Here is an 18,630-nt window from a genome sequence, read left to right as displayed (position 1 = left end):
CTCGGCATGAGGCGTGTCGGGTACGCTGCCCACCCTGCGTGGTGTCCGGCAGTCCGTCCGGGTCAGTCTGGTGCCCCTCGGTGCCCGCCGAGCGGTGCCCTTCCTTCTGCAGAAAGGTCCGCACATGCAACTGCGCAGCAGCAATATCGACAAGCTGGACGACGAGGTCTTCGATGCCCTGGTCATCGGCGGCGGCGTCAACGGTGCCGTGGCGGCGGCCGCCCTGGCGGGAACGGGTGTCAGGGTCGCGCTGGTCGAGCGCGGCGACTTCGCGGGCAGCACCAGCATGCACTCTTCCAACCTGGTCTGGGGTGGCATCAAGTACATGGAGAGCCGTGACTTCGCCCTGGTCCGCAAGCTCTGCAAGAGTCGCAATCACCTGATCAAGAGTTACCCCTCCACGGTGCAGGAGATCCGCTTCCTGACCACCATCTCCCGGGGCTTCCGCTATCATCCCCGCTATCTCTGGGCCGGCAGCTGGCTCTACTGGCTGATCGGCAACGGTTTCACCCGCATCCCGCGCTTCCTGACGCCGGCCTCGATCAAGCAGAGCGAAGCCATCATCGATATCGACGATGCCGTGGGCGGCTTCGAGTACTCCGACGCCTACCTGCACGACAACGATGCCCGCTTCGTCTTCAACTTCGTGCGCGGCGCACTCAACTACGGCGCCGTGGCGGTAAACTACGTCGAGTCGCTGGGAGCCCGGCGCGAGAACGGCCTGTGGGTCACCCGGGTGCGGGACGTCATCGACGGTCGCGAGCTGGAGGTTCGCTCGCGGGTGCTGATCAATGCCGCCGGCCCCTGGGTCGATACGCACAACGCGCTGACGGGGCAGCAGACCGATCATCGCCATGTCTACTCCAAGGGCGTGCACCTGATCGTTCCCCGCTTGACCGACAGTCGGCGAGTGCTGGCCTTCTTCGCCGATGACGGCCGGTTGTTCTTCGTCATCCCCATGGGCCAGAGGACCTGCATCGGCACCACCGATACCCGCGTGGAGAACCCCGAGGTCGGCGTCACCCGGGACGACGTCCGTTTCGTGCTCGACAACATCAACAAGCGCCTGAACCTGGCCAAGCCGCTCGACAGTGGGGACATCATCGCCACCCGTTGCGGGGTCCGCCCCCTGGCCGTGCGCGCCAGCGGGGGAGGGGATCGCGACTTTCTCCAGCTGTCGCGCAAGCATGCCATCGACGTCAGCGCGGGCGATGCGCACCTCAGCATCTTCGGCGGCAAGCTCACCGATTGCCTCAACGTCGGTGCGGAGGTCATCGACCTCGTCCGGCGCCTGGGGGTCGCGGTACCCCATCCACGGCATCGCTGGTACGGCGAGGCACCCGACGAGGTGCGTCGGGAATTCCTGCATCAGGCCGGTCTGATGCAACTCGACGCCATGACCTCGCCCCAGGCCTCGGAGCCGCTGTCGACCCGGTTGTGGCGGCGCTATGGCACCCATGCCCTGGATATGCTCGAGGAGATCCGCGAGGACCCGCGGCAGGCCGAGGTGCTGATCGAGGGCACCGAGTACCTGCGCTGCGAGCTGCGCCAGGCGCAGCGCCGCGAGATGGTCACCCGGCTCGAGGACTTCCTGAGGCGGCGCTCCAAGATCGCCCTGGTCGTGCCCGAGGAGACGATGCGCCGTTCCCCGGGGTTGAAGGAGGCCTGCGGGATCCTGTTCGGCGACCGTGCCGAGGAACGCTTCGCGGAGTACTTCCGCGACTCCCGAGTCGAGCAGGACGCGACCACGCAGGAACGGGGGGCCGATACCCCGGTACATTCCGAGTCGCTCAAGTGGTGAATACCCGCGGCGGCGCGATTGATGCCGTCACATTGATGCCCCGGCGGATGCGGGTATAATCCCGTCAACCTTTTTCATGTCGGGAGTTGACCGTGGGCTATCTCGTCGGCGTCACCGTACTGTGGGCCTTCTCGTTCTCGCTGATCGGCGTCTATCTCGCCGGCCAGGTCGACAGCTACTTCGCGGTCCTCACCCGTATCGCCCTGGCGGCGCTGGTGTTCCTGCCCTTCCTGCGCCCCTCGCTGCTGCGCGGCCGCCAGCGCCTGGCGCTGATGGGGCTGGGGGCCGTGCAGCTCGGTGTGATGTATATCTTCTTCTACCAGTCCTTCCTGCTGCTCTCGGTGCCCGAGGTGCTGCTGTTCACCATCTTCACCCCGCTCTACGTCACCCTGCTCGACGACGCCCTGTTCGGGCGCTTCACCCCCTTCCACCTCGTCACCGCGGGCCTGGCGGTGGCCGGGGCGGCGGTGATCCGCTACCAGGGCATCGACAGCGGCTTCTGGCTGGGCTTTCTCGTCGTGCAGGGGGCCAATCTCTGCTTCGCCCTGGGGCAGGTGGGATACCGCCGACTCTCCGCGGGGTTGCCCGCGGCGCTGCCTCGCCACAGCATCTTCGCCTGGTTCTATCTGGGCGCCCTGGCGGTGGCCGTACCGGCCTTCGCGCTGCTCGGCGATGCGTCCGCGCTTCCCGCCACCGGCGTGCACTGGGGCGTGCTCGCCTGGTTGGGGCTGGTGGCCTCGGGACTGGGCTACTTCCTGTGGAACCTCGGCGCCACCCGGGTGGATGCCGGAGCGCTGGCGATCATGAACAACGCCCTGATCCCCGCCGGGTTGCTGGTCAACCTGGTGATCTGGAATCGCGATGCCGACCTGCCGCGGCTGGCACTGGGCGGCGCGATCATCGTGGGATCGCTTGCGCTCAATGAGTGGTGGCTGCGCCGACGCTCGCCTGCCACGGCCTGAGGCCGTTTGCCCGCCTTGCGGCCAGCCCCCATAATGAGCGGCCGCGAAGCGAGAGGCGTGTGCATGCAATCCTTCAAGAGTGATGGTTTCAGGAACATCGGCCTGATCGGTCGTCTGGGCAGCGCCAGGGTGGTCGACACCCTCAAGCGGCTGATCCGCTTCCTCGACGAGGGCGGCTATCACGTCATCATCGAGGATCGCACCGCCACGGTACTGCTCGACCACGGCCATCCCGAGGCCAGCCGGCGCATGCTCGGCGAACTCTGCGACCTGGTGATCGTGGTCGGCGGCGACGGCAGCCTGCTGGGCGCCGCACGCACGCTCTGCCATAGCGGTACCCTGGTGTTGGGCGTCAATCGCGGGCGCCTGGGCTTTCTCACCGATATCTCACCCGATGAGCTCGAGGCGCGGGTCGGAGGGGTGCTCGAGGGCCGTTACGAGGTGGAGGAACGCTTCCTGCTGGATGCCGAGTTGCATCGCGACGGTGTGCTGTCGGGCAGTGGCGATGCGCTCAACGAAGTGGTGATCCACCCCGGCAAGGCCGTGCGGATGATCGAGTTCGAGCTGTTCATCGACGGGCAGTTCGTCTACAGCCAGCGCAGCGATGGCCTGATCGTGGCCACCCCTACCGGTTCCACCGCCTACTCGCTCTCCGGTGGCGGGCCCATCATGCACCCCAGGCTCGATGTGGTGACCCTGGTGCCGATGTTTCCCCACACCCTGTCGAGCCGCCCCATCGTCATCGATGCCGCCAGCGAGATCCGTGTGCACATCGGCGAGACCAACCAGACCTATCCCCACATCAGTTGCGATGGCCAGACCCGCGCGGTGGCCAAGCCCGACGATGTGCTGGTGATCCGCCGCAAGCCGCAGCGGGTGCAACTGGTACACCCCCTGGGTCACAATTTCTACGAGGTCCTGCGCAGCAAGCTGGGCTGGAGCAACCGCCTGGGGGACTGACGTGAAGACACAGGCCAGGATCGAAGGCTACGACCTGATCGGCGACGTACACGGCTGCGGCGCCACGCTCGCGGCCCTGCTCGAGAAGCTCGGCTACCATCAGCGCGGCGGGGTCTACCGTCATCCACGTCGCCGGGTGATCTTCCTCGGTGACCTGATCGATCGCGGGCCGCGGATCCGCCTGGCGGTGACCATTGCCCGGCGCATGGTGGAGGAGGGCGAGGCCTTCATCGTCATGGGCAACCACGAATACAATGCCCTGGCCTACTGCCACCGGGCACCGGCCGGCCAGGGGCACGAGTGGCTGCGCAGGCATACGCCGCGCCACAACCGCATCATCAAGGAGACCCTCGAGCAGTTCCGCGATCACCCCCAGGAGTGGGAAGAGGTGCTGGCCTGGTTCCTGGAGATCCCGCTGTGCCTCGAGCGCGATGGCCTGCGGGTGGTCCACGCCTGCTGGGATCCGCCGCTGATCGATGCCCTGCGGCGCGATTTCCCCGATGGGCGCATCGACGAGGACTTCCTGGCGGAATCGGTGACGCCCGGTACCCGGGCCTTCCGTATCCTCGACCGGCTCACTCGCGGTATCCATATCCCGCTGCCCGAGGGGGTGGAGATCCACTCCGGCGACGGTTTCTCCCGGCGCAGCTTCCGCGCCCACTTCTGGGCCCGCGACCCGCAGACCTGGGGCGACGTGGTGTTCCAGCCAGACAACCTGCCGGGCGATCTGGAACTGCGGCCACTCTCCGCCGAGGAGCGCGCGAGCCTCAGCCACTATGGTCCCGAGGAGCCGCCACTGTTCATCGGCCACTACTGGTGCGAGGGGATTCCGGCGTTGCCGGCCGCCAATGTCGCCTGCCTGGACTACAGTGCGGTCAAGTTCGGCCGACTGGTCGCCTATCGCTGGAGCGGCGAGCGCCGCCTGGATGCCAATCACTTCGTGTGGATCCGCGTGCCGCGTGAGGAGCAGGCTCGCCCGCAGCCCTGGGAGATCGATTTCGATTGATACAATTTTTTACTCAAAAAAGCCGGCGACGGACTGAACTCGTGGACATCAAGCCCATCAGAGTAGGTGTTCCCTTGAATGATCCCTTGCTCTTGTCCGGCGGCCCCCTCCGCCGGATTTTTTCTGTGTGCGTCCCCGGCGTGCCGCGACCCCCGCATCGACAACCACCGGAGCTGCCATGTACCGGGTAATCCAGCTGCCCTATGATGCCGATACCCGTGAGCTGCGCCGCGCGCTGTGGGCCCACCGCATCGGCCACCGCATCACCGAGGAGGCCGACGGCCAGGTGCTGTGGCTGATCGATCCGGCCCAGCACGAGGCGATGCTGCGCCTGCTCGAGCGCTGGCAGCGCGGCGAGTCGCTGATGCCCGAGCGGCGCCGCGCCGCGCCGTCCGGTGGCAAGAGCCTGATGGTCCCCTTTCGCCAGGCGCCCGTTGCCGCGACCACCCTCGCGCTCTGTCTGCTGGTGTTCGCCACGATGGGAGTGCTCGGCGACCGTGTCATCGCGGCGCTGGCCATCGTGCCGCTCGGCGTGGTCAACGGTAGCCTGGCCTTCGGCAGCCTGACCGACGCGCTCGCCTCGGGCCAGGTGTGGCGGCTGCTGTCGCCGGCCTTCCTGCACTTCGGCTGGATGCACTTGATCTTCAACATGCTGTGGCTGTGGTACTTCGGCCGTCAGGTGGAAGTGCTGCAGGGCAGCGGGCGCATGCTGACGATCCTGCTCACCGCGGGCATCGGTGCGAATCTGGCCCAGTACGCCACCGGCACGGTGCTGTTCGGTGGCATGTCCGGGGTCGATTTCGCGCTGCTCGGCTATGTGTGGTTGATGTCGCGCCGTGCGCCGCGCAGCGGCTTCTTCGTGCCGCAGATGCTGGTGGTCTTCATGCTCGGCTGGATGCTCTTCACCATGACCGACATGGCGGGCGCCGTGGGCTTCGGCAACGTCGCCAACGAGGCCCACCTGGGCGGGCTGGTCGTGGGCCTGGTGCTGGGCTGGTATCATTCCGGCAGAGCCCGCCGCAAGCAGTGAGAGACGATCCCGATGAGCGATATGACCTTCGAGCGCATGATCCAGCAGATGACCCCGGCCATCTACGACAGCCTCAAGCAGGCCGTGGCCCTGCGCAAGTGGCCGGACGGTCGCCGGCTGACCGACGAGCAGACCGAGCTCTGCCTCGAGGCGGTGATCCGCTACGAAGTGGAGAACCGGGTGCCCGAGGAGCAGCGGGTCGGCTATCTCCAGCAGCGCACCTGTGGCGGGGCCAGCAGCGGGGCCGGTGTGTCGCCGGAGCTGGCGGGGCTGGCCCGGGATGTCGGCAGTGACTGAGACGATCCGGATCGATGCCGCCACGCCCGTGCAGGGTTGCCTGACCAAGATGGCCATCGCCCCCGGCGCCATGGGGGAGGCGGTACGTTATACCCTGCGGGTCGGCGAGCAGCGTCTCGACCTCAACGCGCGGCTCGGCCGGCCGCTCGCCCTCGAGTGGACCGGCGCCATCGCCTGTACCCACTGCGGCCGGGCGACGAAGAAGAGCTTCGCCCAGGGCTACTGCTACCCCTGCTTCAGGAAACTCGCCCAGTGCGACACCTGCATCATGAAGCCCGAGCTCTGCCACTACTTCGAGGGCACCTGCCGCGAGCCGGAGTGGGGCGAGCGCCACTGCTTCCAGCCCCATGTGGTCTACCTGGCCAATGCCTCGGGGCTCAAGGTGGGCATCACCCGCCGCACCCAGGTGCCGACCCGCTGGCTCGACCAGGGGGCGGTGCAGGCGTTGCCGATCCTCGAGGTCGACACCCGCCAGCAATCGGGGTTCGTCGAGGTGCTGTTCAAGGAGGAGGTCTCGGACCGCACCAACTGGCGCGCCATGCTCAAGGGGGACACCGAGCCCATGGACCTGGTCGCCGAGCGCGACCGCCTGCTGGCACGCCTGGAGGGCGGGCTCGCCAACCTGCGCGAGCGCTTCGGCACCGAGGCCATCCGCACCCTCGACGAGGCGCCGGTCGCCTTCGACTATCCGGTGCTGGAGTTTCCCACCAAGGTGGTCTCCCACAATCTCGACAAGCACCCCGAGGTCGCCGGTACCCTGCTCGGTCTCAAGGGCCAGTACCTGATCCTCGACAGCGGGGTGATCAACCTGCGCAAGTTCACCGGCTACGAGGTGGGGGTGAGCTGAGACTGAGCCAGCCGGTTCGGGGCCCTGGGAAGGCTTGACGCTTCGACGCCTCCATGGCGGCCTGCCTTATGCTGCTGGGGTAGGGCGCCGGCGCTGGAGGTGGTCATGAACGAGATGCGTGCGATGCGGGTCACCGGGACCGCGGTACTGATTCCTTGACTAGTCGAAGAGATCGCCCTGGGCCCGGGGCGGCCGGAACGCCGTGGTGTCCAGCCGCATGGCCTCGCTGGTGGCGGGCGCGTTGAGGCCGAGGCGTCGACAGGCCGCACGGAAGCGTTGCTCGAGCAGATCGGCGAAGACACCCTGACCGCGCATGCGGTGACCGAAACGCGGGTCGTAATCCAGCCCGCCGCGGCACTGGCGGATCAGGCTCATCACCTTGGCGGCCCGCTCCGGGTAGTGGGCCTCGAGCCATGCCTCGAACAGCGGCGCCACCTCCCGGGGCAGCCGCAGCAGCGTCCAGCCGGCCCAGTCGGCACCGGCCTCTCGTGCGGCGCCGAGCAGCCGCTCCATCTCGTGATCCGTCAGGCCGGGAATCACCGGCGCCACCAGGGTACCCACCGGCACGCCGGCTTCGGCCAGGGTGCCGATCGCTCGCAGCCGCGCGCCGGGCGAGGCGGCACGGGGCTCCAGGGTGCGCTTGAGATCGCTGTCGAGGCTGGTCAGGCTGACCATCACCCGCACCAGGCGGTGCCCGGCGAGGTCGCGCAGCAGGTCGAGGTCGCGCAGCACCAGCGCGCTCTTGGTCACGATCGAGACCGGATGGCGACACGCGAGCAACAGTTCCAGGATGGCGCGGGTGGTGCGCCGTTCGGCCTCCAGCGGCTGATAGCAGTCGGTGTTGCCGGAGAGGGCGATCGGCCGGCAGACGTAGCCGGGCTTGCCCAGCTCTTCCTCCAGCCGCTCGACCAGGCCGGTACGGGCGATCAGCCTGGTCTCGAAGTCCAGTCCCGGCGAGAGGTCCCAGTAGGCATGGCTGGGGCGGGCATAGCAGTAGATGCAGCCGTGCTCGCAGCCGCGGTAGGGGTTGAGCGAGCGATCGAAGGGCAGGTCGGGCGAGGTGTTCCACGACAGGGCGCTGCGGGTGCGCTCGTCGCGGACCTCGGTGGCCAGCCGCTCGGGGACCGCCTCCTGCCACCAGCCGTCATCGACGGCCTCGCTGACGGTGGGGGCGAAGCGGTTGCGCGGGTCGAAGGTGGCGCCACGCCCCTTGCGGACCATGGCGTCGCGATGGCGGTTCGTGCTCATGGCGGCCCTCCAGGTACTGTATATATAAACAGTATAGAGAGGTGTCGGCAGTATGTCAGCCGTCCTGCGGAGGACGGCCATGACTCTGGTAACATGAGCGGCCCGACATGGATGACCTACCTGGAGCGGCCCCGTGACCGATACCCCCCTGCCCATTGCCGCACCCGACCGGCGCCTCGGCGAGCGCGTAGGTGCCTACCTCGATACCCTGACCAAGCCGCCGGGCAGCCTGGGCCGCCTGGAGCGGCTCGCGGTGGACCTGGCCGCGATGACCGGTGAGCCCTTTCCCCGGGTCACGCCGCCCGGCGTGCTGGTGTTCGCCGCCGATCACGGCGTCGCCGACGAGGGCGTCTCGGCCTTTCCCCAAGAGGTGACGGCCCAGATGGTGGCCAACTTCGTCGCCGGCGGCGCGGCGATCAACGTCTTCGCCCGCCGGATCGGGGCGCGACTCGAGGTGATCGACGTCGGCGTGGCCGGCGCCGTGTCCGGCCAGGGCGTCGTAGACGAGAAGGTGCGGCCCGGCACGGCGAACATCGCCCACCGGGACGCCATGAGCCGCGCCGAGGCGGAGGCGGCCATCGAAGCGGGGCGGCGGGCGGCCGGGCGGGCCGTCGAGACCGGCTGTCGCTGCCTGATCGTCGGCGAGATGGGCATCGCCAACACCACTGCCAGCAGCGCCGTGCTGGCGGTGCTGACCTGTGAGCCGGTGGCGCGGCTGGTGGGGCGCGGCACCGGCATCGACGACGCCCGCCTGGCCCACAAACGGAGGGTGGTCGAGGGCGCCATCGCCGCGCGTGCCCCCGACCCGGCGGACCCGCTCGGGGTGCTGGCGAGTCTCGGCGGATTGGAGATCGCCGCCATGGCCGGCGCCTGCCTGGAGGCGGCGGTACGCCGCGTGCCGCTGCTGGTCGACGGCTTCATCGCCACGGTGGCGGCGCTGGTGGCCTGTCGTCTCGCCCCGGGCGCGCGCGACTACCTGGTGTTCGGGCATCGCTCCCGGGAGCCGGGCCATGCCGTGGCCCTGGCCGCGCTCGACGCCGAGCCGCTGCTCGACCTCGCGCTGCGGCTCGGCGAGGGCACCGGAGCGGCGCTGGCCTTCCCGCTGCTGGAGGCCGCCTGCGACATGCTGGCGGAGATGGCGACCTTTGCCGACGCCGGCGTGGCCGGCGACGACCGGGCATGAGCCAGGCTCCCCTCAGCCTGCCCCTGCTGGGCCTGGTGCTGGCGGCCATCGCTATCGACCTGTGGGTCGGCGATCCCCGCCGCCTGCCCCACCCGGTGGTCGGCATGGGGTGGATGATCGCTCGCCTCGAGCGGGCCTGGAACCACGGCTCGGCGGCGGCGCGCCGGGCCAGGGGTGTCCTGCTGACGGCGGTGGTGGTGCTCGGTGCCTACGCCCTCGCCTGGGGGCTGCTCGCGCTGCTCGGCCGGCTCGACCCCTGGCTGGCCCTGGCGGCGGAGCTCTGGCTGCTGGCCACGACCCTGGCGATCAAGGGGCTGCGCGATGCCGCGCGGGCGGTGGCGACGCCCTTGGGTCGCGGTGACCTGCCGGGGGCGCGACGGGCGCTGGCGATGATCGTCGGTCGCGATACCGTGGCGCTGGACGAGGGCGAGATCAGCCGAGGCGCGGTGGAGACCGTGGCCGAGAATACGGTGGATGGCATCACCGCGCCGCTGTTCTGGGCGCTGCTCGGCGGGGCGCCGCTGGCGCTGGCCTACAAGGCGGTGAATACCCTGGATTCGATGGTCGGCTACCGCAACGCTCGCCATGCCGACTTCGGCTGGGCCTCGGCCCGCCTCGACGACCTGGCCAACTGGCTGCCGGCGCGCCTCACCGCCCTGGCCCTGTGGCTCGGTGCCCGGGGGCTGCCCGGGCACTGGCGGCATCGCGGCGCCCTGGCGGCGACCCGGCGGGAGGCCCCACGCCACCCTAGCCCCAATGCCGGCTGGCCCGAGGCGATGGTGGCCCGGCTGCTCGGCGTGCAACTGGGCGGCGTCAACCGCTACGGCGGCGTGCTTTCCCGCCGCGCCCTCCTCGGCGAGCCCCTCGAAGCCCTCGGGGTGGCACATATCGGCCGTGCGATTCGCCTGATGCACGGGGGCTGGTCGGCCTTCCTGCTGCTGATGCTGCCGGCGGTGCTGGTGCGGGAGTGGCTGGCATGAGGCGATCCGACGAGGCCTGGCCGAGTCACGGCGGACAGGCGGCGACGCTGCTGGCGCGTTTCGGCCTGCCCGCCGACCATGAGCTGCTCGACTTCAGCGCCAATATCAATCCGCTGGGGCCGCCCGACTGGCTGGGCGATGCCATTGCCGGTGCGATGGCGGGACTAGCCCGCTACCCCGACCCGAGCTACACAGAGCCACGCGAGGCGATCGCCCGTCACGAAGGCGTTGACCCTAATCAGGTACTGCCGACCAACGGCGGGGCCGAGGCGATCTTCCTGGCCGCCGGGCTGCATGCCCGTGGCCAGGCGGTCATCGTCGAGCCGAGCTTCTCGGAGTATGCCCGGGCCTGCGCGGCACATGGTCTCCAGATCACCTCGCTTCCCCTGGCGGCACCGGCCTTCGCATTGGACCCGGACAGGCTCGCCTCCCCGCTCCGCCAGGCCGACGTGCTGTTTCTCTGCCGGCCCAACAACCCCACCGGCACCCTGTTGCCATGGCATACCATGGAGAGGCTGCTCGATTCGGCGCGGCAGCAGGGCGTCACGGTGGTGGTGGACGAGGCCTTCATTGATTTCGTCGATGAGCCAGGGGAAGCGCTGACTCCGCTGCTGGCACATTTCGACAACCTGATCCTGCTGCGTTCCCTGACCAAGCTGTATACCCTGCCGGGACTGCGGCTGGGCTATATATTGGCAGGCGCGCAGACGATCCGTCGGCTCCAGGCTGGCCAGCCCCCCTGGAGCGTCAATCACCTTTCCGCTGCCCTGGTGGCGCCCCTGTTGGCGGATAGCGACTTCCTCGATCGCACCCATGCCTGGCTGCGTGAGGAGCGTCCGCGCCTTCAGTCGGGCCTGCTGTCGCTGGGCCTCGAGGTGGTGCCGAGTCGGGTCAATTTCTTTCTGGTGCGCCAGGGCAGTGGCCCGCCAACAGGCGATGCATTGCTGCGGCGATTGTTGCAGGCCGGCATCCTGGCCCGCCATACCCATAATTTCCCCGGCCTCGACGGCGGCTGGCTGCGCCTGGCGCTGCGCGGACGCGCCGACAACGAGCGGCTGCTGACGACCCTGGCCGCATGGAGGCCGGCATGATCGCCTTCGTCAGCGGCGGGGCGCGTTCCGGCAAGAGCGCCTTCGCCGAGCGGCTGGCCCGGGAGTGGCACCATGGGCGCGGTGGACGGCGCTACTACCTGGCCACTGCCCGGGCCTCGGACAGCGAGATGGCGGCGCGCATCGCCCGTCATCGCCGCGAGCGTGGCGACGGCTGGTTCACCCTGGAGGCGCCGCTGGCGCTCGACGCGGCCCTGGCCCGGGTCGAGGCCGGCGGCACCGTGCTGCTCGACTGCCTGACCCTGTGGGCCAGCCAGTGGCTCTACGGCGGTGGAGGCCCGGCGGCGGAGGGCGAGCGCGTGCTGGGCGAACTGCTGGCCCGTGCCCGGGGGCAGTCGATCGCCCTGGTAGTGGTCTCCAACGACATCAACGAAGACCTGCCGCCGCGGGATCCCGAGGTGTGGCGCTATCTCGCCTTCCTGCAGCGGCTGCACCGTCAGTTGGCCATAGAGGCCGACCGGGTGGTCGAGGTGGTCGCCGGGCTGCCCATCGACTGGAAGGAGGCGAGATGAGGGAAGCGGGCTACGGGCTGCTGCTGGCGATCCAGTTCCTGACCCGGCTGCCGGTACCGGTCGAATCTCCCTGGACGGCCGCGACCAGCCGCTGGGCGGTGCGCTGCTACCCGCTGGTGGGGCTGCTGCTGGGTGCCGTCCTGGCCGGCGTCTACCTGCTGCTGCAGGAGCGGCTTCCCACGCCGCTGCTGGCGCTGGTGCTGCTCAGCCTGTGGGTGGCGCTCTCCGGCGGCCTGCACCTGGACGGCCTGATGGACGTGGCCGATGCGCTGGGCAGCAATGCCCCGCTGGAGAAGCGCTGGGCGATCATGAAGGATCCCCAGGTGGGCAGCTTCGCCATCCTGGCGCTACTGTTCCTGCTCGCCTGGAAGGCCATGCTGCTGTGGGCGCTGCTGGAGGCCCGGGTCAGTCCGGTGCTGCTCGCTCTGGTGCCGGCGCTGGGACGCCTCGGCGCGGTGGCGTTGCTGGTGCTGGCCCCGGCGGCACGATCCGAGGGGCTGGCCTGGCACTGGAAGCAGCATCTCGATCGCCGCGACCTGCTGCTCGCGCTGGTGCCGCCGGCGCTGCTCCTCGGGTGGCTGCCGGGCTGGCCGCTGCTGCTGGTGGCGCTGCCGGTCTTCCTGCTGACATATGGCGCGGCGATGATACGTGCCTTCAAGGGCATCAACGGCGATATCGTCGGTGCCGCCATCGAGGGAGGAGAGCTATGGCTGTTGCTGATCGCCTGGAGCTGGTGGTCGTTCGCCACGGGCTGACCGCCTGGAATCGTGAGCAGCGCTACCAGGGGCAGCGCGACATCCCGCTGCTGCTGCCCGAGGCGCGCCCGGACCTGGACCGGCTGCGCGACCACTTGGCCGCGGAGCGCTTCGATGCCGTCCACTGCAGCGACCTGACCCGCTGTCGCCAGTCCCTGGCCTACGTGCTCGAGGGGCGGCAGCCCGGCGGCGCCACACGTTTCGATGCGCGGTTGCGCGAGCTCGACTTCGGTGACTACGAGGGCAAGTGCTATGCCGAGCTCAAGGAGCTGGCCGCGTACCGCGAGTGGATCGATAGCCGCGGCGAGCAGGCGCCGCCGAACGGCGAGTCGGCGGCCGCCCTGCGCGAGCGCCTGGGGGCGTGGCTGGGCGAGCTGCTCGTGGCCGCCGAGGCCGGCGGGCACCGCCGTGTGCTGACGATGACCCATGGCGGGGTCATCCGCGAGCTGCGCCGGCGTTTCGAGGCGATCGACTTCTGGGCGGGCAGCGTGGGGCAGGCCCAGGGCCGGCGATTCGTCTTCGTTCACCAGGAAGGAGGCTGGCGATGCAGCTCTTCATCGGCGGTGCCTGCGCCGGCAAGCGCGACGCGGTAAGCGGGCGCTTCCCCGCGGCGACCTGGCACCGTCTCGCCCCCGGCGCCCCCCTGGGGGCCTGGCGCGAGACGGCGATGGCCGGCCATCCGCTGGTGCTGACCGGCTGGACGGCCTGGCTCGAGGCGGCGCTGGTTGCGACGCCCGACGACGACCGACTGCGCCGCGAGTGGGGCGAGGGGCTTACCGCGCTTGTCGATGCCGAACGCGAGATGGCTCTCGAGGTGGTGCTGATCCTGCCGGAGATGGGCCGCGGCATCGTGCCCATGGCCGCCGAGGCGCGCCGGCTGCGCGACCTGGTCGGCTGGCTGGCCCAGGACGCCGCCAGGCGCAGCGACGCGGTGTGGTACGTACGCCATGGCCTGGTGCGGCGGCTGGGCTGAGCCAGGTCAAGGCCGGGGCAGATGCGCGTTGACGCTCTCCGGTGGGGTTGCTAGCTTACCTCGACTCTCAGGTACCGGCGGCAATATCCGCCGGTGAAACGGGAAGTCGGTGCGCGCTCCCATGCCGCCATTCCGACGCTGCCCCCGCAACGGTGATCGAGACAAGAACGGCCTTCATGCCACTGTGCCCAGGCACGGGAAGGCGGTCGTTCGGGAAGCCGGGTGTTCCAGACACCGCTTCCGCTCGTCAGCCCGGAGACCGGCCCGAGAGATCATGCCGGGTTGCGGTGGGCGACCTCGAGGCAGGGCAGGCGCCGTCGTTTTCCCTCTTCCTCGATCCCCTTGCCCCGGCGATAACAACGCCATTCGACCGTGCGGGTAGGCACGGCGAGCAAGGGAAACCCATGAACACCAGAATCCATGCCGTCCGTGGCCTGGCCGCCTTCGGTCTCGCCGCGCTGCCGTTGACCGTGAATGCCCAGACCGCCGCAGCCGAGACGGAGGAGTCGCTGCGCCTCAATCCGATGGTGGTCACCGCCACCCTGGCGCCGCGTACCGCCGACCAGAGTCTCGCTTCGGTCACCGTGCTCGACGAGGCCACCCTGCGTCGCCAGGATCCGACCAGTCTCACCGACCTGCTGCGTGGCCAGCCAGGGGTCGACGTCAGCACCAATGGTAGCTTCGGCAAGCACAGCAGCGTCTTCATCCGCGGCACCAACAGCGACCAGCATGTGTTGCTGATCGACGGGATTCGCCTGCGTTCGGCGACGGCCGGTGGCCCCGCCTGGCAGTTCCTCGACCCGCGCCTGTTCCAGCGTGCCGAGATCGTACGCGGGCCGCGCGGCAGCCTCTACGGGGCCGATGCGGTGGGGGGCGTGGTGCAGCTCTTCACTCATGAAGCGGAAGAAGGCGGTCCGCATCCCCGGATGTCCGCCGGCGGCGGCTCCTTCGGGTCCCAGCGCTACAGCGCCGGGCTTTCCGGCGGCAGTGGGGGCACCCGCTACACCTTCGCCGGCAGCCACTTCAGCACCGATGGCCGGCCCATTCGACGCGACGGCGAGGACAAGGGTTTCGACAACACCAGCGGGCTGGCGCGACTCTCTCATACCTTTGACAACGGCTCTGAGATCGGAGCAATGGCCTTGCGTGCACGGGGCAATACTGAGATCGACAATGGCGATACCGACTTCGTACAACAGGTGGCCGGGATATATGGAGAACTGCCTGTTACGGATAATTGGCGCAGCCGCCTGACCCTGAGTGAGTCTCGGGACGAGCAGGAAAGCCAGCGCACCTTTGGCGATTCCACCTTCGATACTCGCCTACGCACCGCTCGGTGGGAGAACACCTTGCGCTTCGGTCCTCACGATGTGATCTTCGGGGCGGAGTTCGATCGCGACGATGTCACTACCACGGAAAACTATACCGAGAAGAGCCGTGACAACCGTGCTTTGTTTGCCCAGGGGCTTCTCGACTTCCACCCCGTTACCCTGCAAACAAGCCTGCGCCATGACGACAACGAGGCCTTTGGAGACGAGCTTACCGGCAACCTGGCTTTGGGCTATGCGCTCGATGACTGGCATACACTGCGTGCCAGCTATGGCACGGCTTTTCGAGCCCCGACGTTTAATGATCTCTACTATCCCTACGAAGAAAGCACCTTCTTTGGGACTACCTATCTGTTCGAAGGTAACCAAGAACTCGAAGCCGAGACTTCGTCCACCTACGAACTCGGTGTACGAGGCCAGTATCGATCTCTATTCTGGGATTTTGCTCTATACCAGACCGATGTCGATAACCTGATCGATTGGGCCAGCGACTCGCCGGCACCTGATGTGGTGCGCTATCGCCCGACGAACGTGGCCGACGCGCGCATTCGTGGAGCGGAATTGGCATCCGGTGCAGAGCTGGATGACTGGACTCTTCAGGTCGCGCTTACCTATCTCGACACGGAGAATCGCGAAACCGGAAATAACTTGCCGCGCCGTGCCTCCCGCAGTCTGCGCCTGGACGTGGATCGAGAATTCGGTGACTGGGAGCTTGGTGCTTCCTGGACTGCTCAGAACCACCGTTATGACGATGTTGCCAACGAGCATCGTCTGGCCGGCTTCGGCACGCTCAACCTGCGTGCCGGCTGGCAGTTCGCCCCGCTGTGGTCGGCCCGGCTGACGGTAGAGAACGCACTCGACAAGGAGTACGAAACCTCACGTGACTACATCAACGCCGGCCGCGCGGCCTTCGTCAGTGTTCACTTCGGCCAGTAGCGGCCGGCTCGGCGGGGCCCTTGGCCCCGCTGCAGTTCTCGTTGCATTGCTAGGCCTGCCGGGGCTGGGCGTCGGCGAGGCGCGCGCCGATGCGCTCTGCGCCACCGACGACCGCGACCGCGAGGTGTGCCTCGATGCGCCGGCCACCCGCATCGCCGCGCTGTCGCCCGGGGCGACGGAGTTGGCCTACGCCGCGGGGGCGGGCGACAAGGTGGTGGCGGTGGTGGCCTACAGCGACTACCCCCCGGAAGCCAAGGCGGTCACCTCGGTGGGCAGCCACACCCGCATGGATCTGGAGGCCCTGGTGGCGTTGCAACCGGACCTGGTGATCGGCTGGGTCACCGGCAACCCGCCCGAGCAGCTCGAGACCCTCGAGGACCTGGGCATGGCGGTGTTCTATATCGAGCCGCGCGATGTCGAGGGCGTCTCCAGTGCCGTCGAGCGGCTGGCGCTGCTCGCCGACACCCGCGAGGAGGGAGGTCGCGTCGCCGCCGAGTTCCGCGATGGCATGGCGGAGCTCGCCGAGCGCTATGCCGACGCCGAGCCGGTCACGGTGTTCTACCAGGTCTGGGGCGAGCCACTGATGACCGTCAACGACGAGCACCTCATCGGCAAGGTGCTGACCCTGTGCGGTGGCGTCAACGTCTTCGGCGAGCTGTCGCGCCTGGTGCCACGCATCGACGATGAAGCGGTGCTCGCCGCCGATCCCGAGGCGATCGTTGCCGGCGGCATGGGTGAGGAGAACCGCGACTGGCTGACTCACTGGGAGCAGTATCCGAGCCTGACGGCGGTCGAGCGCGACAACCTCTACTTCGTGCCGCCCTCGCTGATTCAGCGGCCCACGCCGCGGCTGCTGGAGGGTAGCCGACTGTTCTGCGAGAAGCTCGATCATGCCCGCGCCAGGCGCTGAGGCGATGACGCCGGGAGCGCGTCGCTCGCTGTGGCCACCGCTGGCCGTGCTGGCCCTGCTGGGGTTGGCGGCGCTGCTGCTGTCGGTGACGGTGGGCAGTGTCGCGCTGTCGTTGGGTGATGTCTGGGCGGTAATGCTAGGCGAGGGCAGCCCGCTGGCGCGCACCCTGGTGCTCGACCTGCGAGTGCCCCGCTCGCTGTCGGCCTTCGCCGTGGGTGGCCTGCTCGCCGTGGCCGGGGCGCTGATGCAGGTGCTGCTGCGCAATCCGCTGGCCGACCCCTATGTGCTGGGCCTCTCCGGCGGCGCCGCGGTGGGGGCGTTGGCGGCGATGCTGGCGGGGTTGGGCGGGGCGGTGATTACCGGCTCCGCCTTTGCCGGTGCCTTTTTCTCCACGCTGCTCGTCTTCGGCCTGGCCCACGGCACCGGTAGCTGGACGCCATCGCGGCTGCTGCTCACCGGGGTGGTGGTGGCCGCCGGCTGGGGCGCGGTGATCACCCTGATGCTGGCGATAAGCCCCGCCGAGCGCCTGCCCGGCATGCTCTACTGGCTGATGGGGGATCTTTCCTATTCACGCACGCCCTGGCCGCCGCTGGCGCTGCTGCTGCTGATCTGCCTGCTGCTGATGCCGCTGGGCCGCAGCCTCAACGTGATGGCGCGGGGGCCGCTGCAGGCGGCAGCGCTGGGGGTCAACGTGCGCCCGCTGGAGTGGGCGATCCATCTCGCCGCCAGCGCGCTCACCGCCATGGCGGTGACCACCGCCGGCAGCATCGGCTTCGTCGGCCTGGTGGTGCCGCACATGCTGCGGCTGGTGCTGGGAAACGACCAGCGCCTGATCCTGCCGGCCTGCGCCCTGGCCGGTGGTACCCTGCTGGTGCTGGCCGACACCCTGGCGCGCACCCTGATCGCCCCGGAACAGCTGCCGGTGGGGGTGATCACAGCGCTGCTCGGCGTGCCCACCTTCCTCTATCTGCTTTATCGGAGCCGCTGATGAGCCGCCTCGAGGCGCGTGAACTCGTCATCGACGTGCCGGGACGGCGCAGCGGCCAAGCGCTGTCGTTCAGTATCGAACCGGGGCAGGTATGGGGCGTGCTCGGTCCCAACGGCGCCGGCAAGACCACGCTGCTGCATACCCTGGCCGGGCTGCGCGCACCGCGTGGCGGCCAGGTATTGATCGATGGCCGCCCGCTGGCAGCGCTTGGCCGGCGACAGGTGGCGCGCCTCCTGGGGCTGGTGTTCCAGGATCGCCAGGACGGCTTTCCCGCCACGGTGCGCGAAACCGCGCTGATCGGCCGCCACCCGTGGCTTTCGGCGTGGCAGATGGAGGGCGGCGAGGACCTGCGCCTGGCCGAGGCGGCGCTGGAGCGACTCGACGTCGATCACCTGGCCGAGCGACTGGTCAGTACGCTCTCGGGCGGTGAGAGACAGCGCCTGGCCATTGCCACGGTGCTGACCCAGGCGCCACGGATCTGGCTCGCCGACGAGCCCACCAACCATCTCGACCTGCACCACCAGACCGCGGTGATGGCGCTGCTCGCCGAGCAGGCCGCCGAGGCCGGGGAAGGGCGCGCGGTGATGATGTGCCTGCATGATCTCAACCTGGCGGCGCGCTGGTGCGATAACCTGCTGCTGCTCTATCCCGACGGCGAGGCATGCTGGGGTCCGCGCGACGCCATGCTGGAGCCTGCCGCGCTCGAGGCGTTGTACGGCCAGCGCCTGGCCACCGCCGAGATCGACGGCGCGCCTGTCTTCGTACCCGTGAGATAGCGCCAAGTGGGCCTGCCAGCGCTATCAAT

19 protein-coding genes and 1 riboswitch are annotated in these 18,630 nt (G+C 68.9%); of the genes, 18 read left to right on the top strand and 1 reads right to left on the bottom strand.

From position 1 onward, the window contains the following. Positions 1–124 precede the first annotated feature (124 nt). From C1H66_RS02710 to C1H66_RS02680, 7 genes are all read left to right on the top strand, one after another. Entirely contained in the window at positions 125–1,801 is a 1,677-nt protein-coding gene (locus C1H66_RS02710; protein WP_102626373.1) for a glycerol-3-phosphate dehydrogenase/oxidase, read from the top strand. Between the two features lie 92 nt (positions 1,802–1,893). Further along, a complete protein-coding gene (locus C1H66_RS02705; RefSeq protein ID WP_102626372.1) occupies positions 1,894–2,763 on the top strand; it encodes a carboxylate/amino acid/amine transporter in 870 nt (289 codons plus the stop codon). A 63-nt stretch (positions 2,764–2,826) separates the two neighbouring features. Continuing rightward, complete coding sequence (locus C1H66_RS02700; protein ID WP_102626371.1) at positions 2,827–3,723, top strand: NAD(+) kinase; 897 nt, start codon at positions 2,827–2,829, stop codon at positions 3,721–3,723. 19 nt (positions 3,724–3,742) lie between these two features. Next, a complete protein-coding gene (locus tag C1H66_RS02695; protein ID WP_102626457.1) occupies positions 3,743–4,729 on the top strand; it encodes a metallophosphoesterase in 987 nt (328 codons plus the stop codon). 178 nt (positions 4,730–4,907) lie between these two features. Continuing rightward, complete coding sequence (locus C1H66_RS02690) at positions 4,908–5,759, top strand: rhomboid family intramembrane serine protease (RefSeq protein ID WP_102626370.1); 852 nt, start codon at positions 4,908–4,910, stop codon at positions 5,757–5,759. A gap of 12 nt (positions 5,760–5,771) precedes the next feature. Next, positions 5,772–6,056, top strand: coding sequence for a YeaC family protein (locus tag C1H66_RS02685; protein WP_102626369.1), 285 nt, complete (start codon positions 5,772–5,774; stop codon positions 6,054–6,056). After that, positions 6,040–6,903, top strand: coding sequence for a DUF2797 domain-containing protein (locus C1H66_RS02680; protein WP_102626368.1), 864 nt, complete (start codon positions 6,040–6,042; stop codon positions 6,901–6,903). Before C1H66_RS02685 ends, C1H66_RS02680 begins: the two co-directional genes overlap by 17 nt. Before the next feature lie 159 nt (positions 6,904–7,062). Here the strand turns inward: C1H66_RS02680 and C1H66_RS02675 are convergent, their stop codons facing one another. Further along, complete coding sequence (locus C1H66_RS02675; RefSeq protein ID WP_102626367.1) at positions 7,063–8,151, bottom strand: PA0069 family radical SAM protein; 1,089 nt, start codon at positions 8,149–8,151, stop codon at positions 7,063–7,065. A 133-nt stretch (positions 8,152–8,284) separates the two neighbouring features. Here C1H66_RS02675 and cobT point away from each other — a divergent pair, with 133 nt between their 5' ends. The 11 genes from cobT to C1H66_RS02620 all read left to right on the top strand — a co-directional run bounded on the left by cobT (position 8,285) and on the right by C1H66_RS02620 (position 18,601). Continuing rightward, positions 8,285–9,334, top strand: a complete 1,050-nt coding sequence (gene cobT, locus C1H66_RS02670) for a nicotinate-nucleotide--dimethylbenzimidazole phosphoribosyltransferase (RefSeq protein WP_102626366.1) — start codon at positions 8,285–8,287, stop codon at positions 9,332–9,334. Beyond that, positions 9,331–10,314: an adenosylcobinamide-phosphate synthase CbiB gene (cbiB, locus tag C1H66_RS02665; RefSeq protein WP_102626365.1), complete on the top strand. Its 984-nt coding sequence runs from the start codon at positions 9,331–9,333 to the stop codon at positions 10,312–10,314. The genes cobT and cbiB overlap by 4 nt, the downstream gene beginning before the upstream one ends. Continuing rightward, a complete protein-coding gene (cobD, locus tag C1H66_RS02660; protein WP_102626364.1) occupies positions 10,311–11,405 on the top strand; it encodes a threonine-phosphate decarboxylase CobD in 1,095 nt (364 codons plus the stop codon). Before cbiB ends, cobD begins: the two co-directional genes overlap by 4 nt. After that, positions 11,402–11,935 (top strand): bifunctional adenosylcobinamide kinase/adenosylcobinamide-phosphate guanylyltransferase, encoded by a 534-nt coding sequence (locus tag C1H66_RS02655; RefSeq protein WP_102626456.1) that lies wholly within the window; start codon positions 11,402–11,404, stop codon positions 11,933–11,935. Before cobD ends, C1H66_RS02655 begins: the two co-directional genes overlap by 4 nt. Then, positions 11,932–12,690: an adenosylcobinamide-GDP ribazoletransferase gene (gene cobS / locus C1H66_RS02650; RefSeq protein ID WP_102626363.1), complete on the top strand. Its 759-nt coding sequence runs from the start codon at positions 11,932–11,934 to the stop codon at positions 12,688–12,690. The genes C1H66_RS02655 and cobS overlap by 4 nt, the downstream gene beginning before the upstream one ends. Continuing rightward, positions 12,642–13,283 (top strand): histidine phosphatase family protein, encoded by a 642-nt coding sequence (locus C1H66_RS02645; protein WP_102626362.1) that lies wholly within the window; start codon positions 12,642–12,644, stop codon positions 13,281–13,283. The genes cobS and C1H66_RS02645 overlap by 49 nt, the downstream gene beginning before the upstream one ends. Then, complete coding sequence (locus C1H66_RS02640) at positions 13,235–13,663, top strand: bifunctional adenosylcobinamide kinase/adenosylcobinamide-phosphate guanylyltransferase (RefSeq protein ID WP_102626361.1); 429 nt, start codon at positions 13,235–13,237, stop codon at positions 13,661–13,663. The genes C1H66_RS02645 and C1H66_RS02640 overlap by 49 nt, the downstream gene beginning before the upstream one ends. A gap of 52 nt (positions 13,664–13,715) precedes the next feature. Further along, positions 13,716–13,945, top strand: a riboswitch (cobalamin riboswitch). Between the two features lie 122 nt (positions 13,946–14,067). Next, a complete protein-coding gene (locus C1H66_RS02635; protein WP_102626360.1) occupies positions 14,068–15,927 on the top strand; it encodes a TonB-dependent receptor domain-containing protein in 1,860 nt (619 codons plus the stop codon). Positions 15,928–15,973: 46 nt separating this feature from the next. Then, entirely contained in the window at positions 15,974–16,837 is an 864-nt protein-coding gene (locus C1H66_RS02630) for a cobalamin-binding protein (RefSeq protein WP_102626359.1), read from the top strand. After that, positions 16,818–17,825, top strand: coding sequence for a FecCD family ABC transporter permease (locus tag C1H66_RS02625; protein WP_370741276.1), 1,008 nt, complete (start codon positions 16,818–16,820; stop codon positions 17,823–17,825). Before C1H66_RS02630 ends, C1H66_RS02625 begins: the two co-directional genes overlap by 20 nt. After that, on the top strand, positions 17,825–18,601 hold the full coding sequence (locus C1H66_RS02620; RefSeq protein WP_102626358.1) for an ABC transporter ATP-binding protein: 777 nt from the start codon (positions 17,825–17,827) through the stop codon (positions 18,599–18,601). Before C1H66_RS02625 ends, C1H66_RS02620 begins: the two co-directional genes overlap by 1 nt. Positions 18,602–18,630: the final 29 nt, after the last annotated feature.

It is taken from the genome of Halomonas heilongjiangensis, assembly GCF_002879645.1.
In the GTDB taxonomy this organism is placed as follows: Bacteria; Pseudomonadota; Gammaproteobacteria; order Pseudomonadales; family Halomonadaceae; genus Halomonas; species Halomonas heilongjiangensis.
Note: the sequence above shows the minus strand (reverse complement) of the source record. Positions and strands in the feature narration are given on the sequence as shown.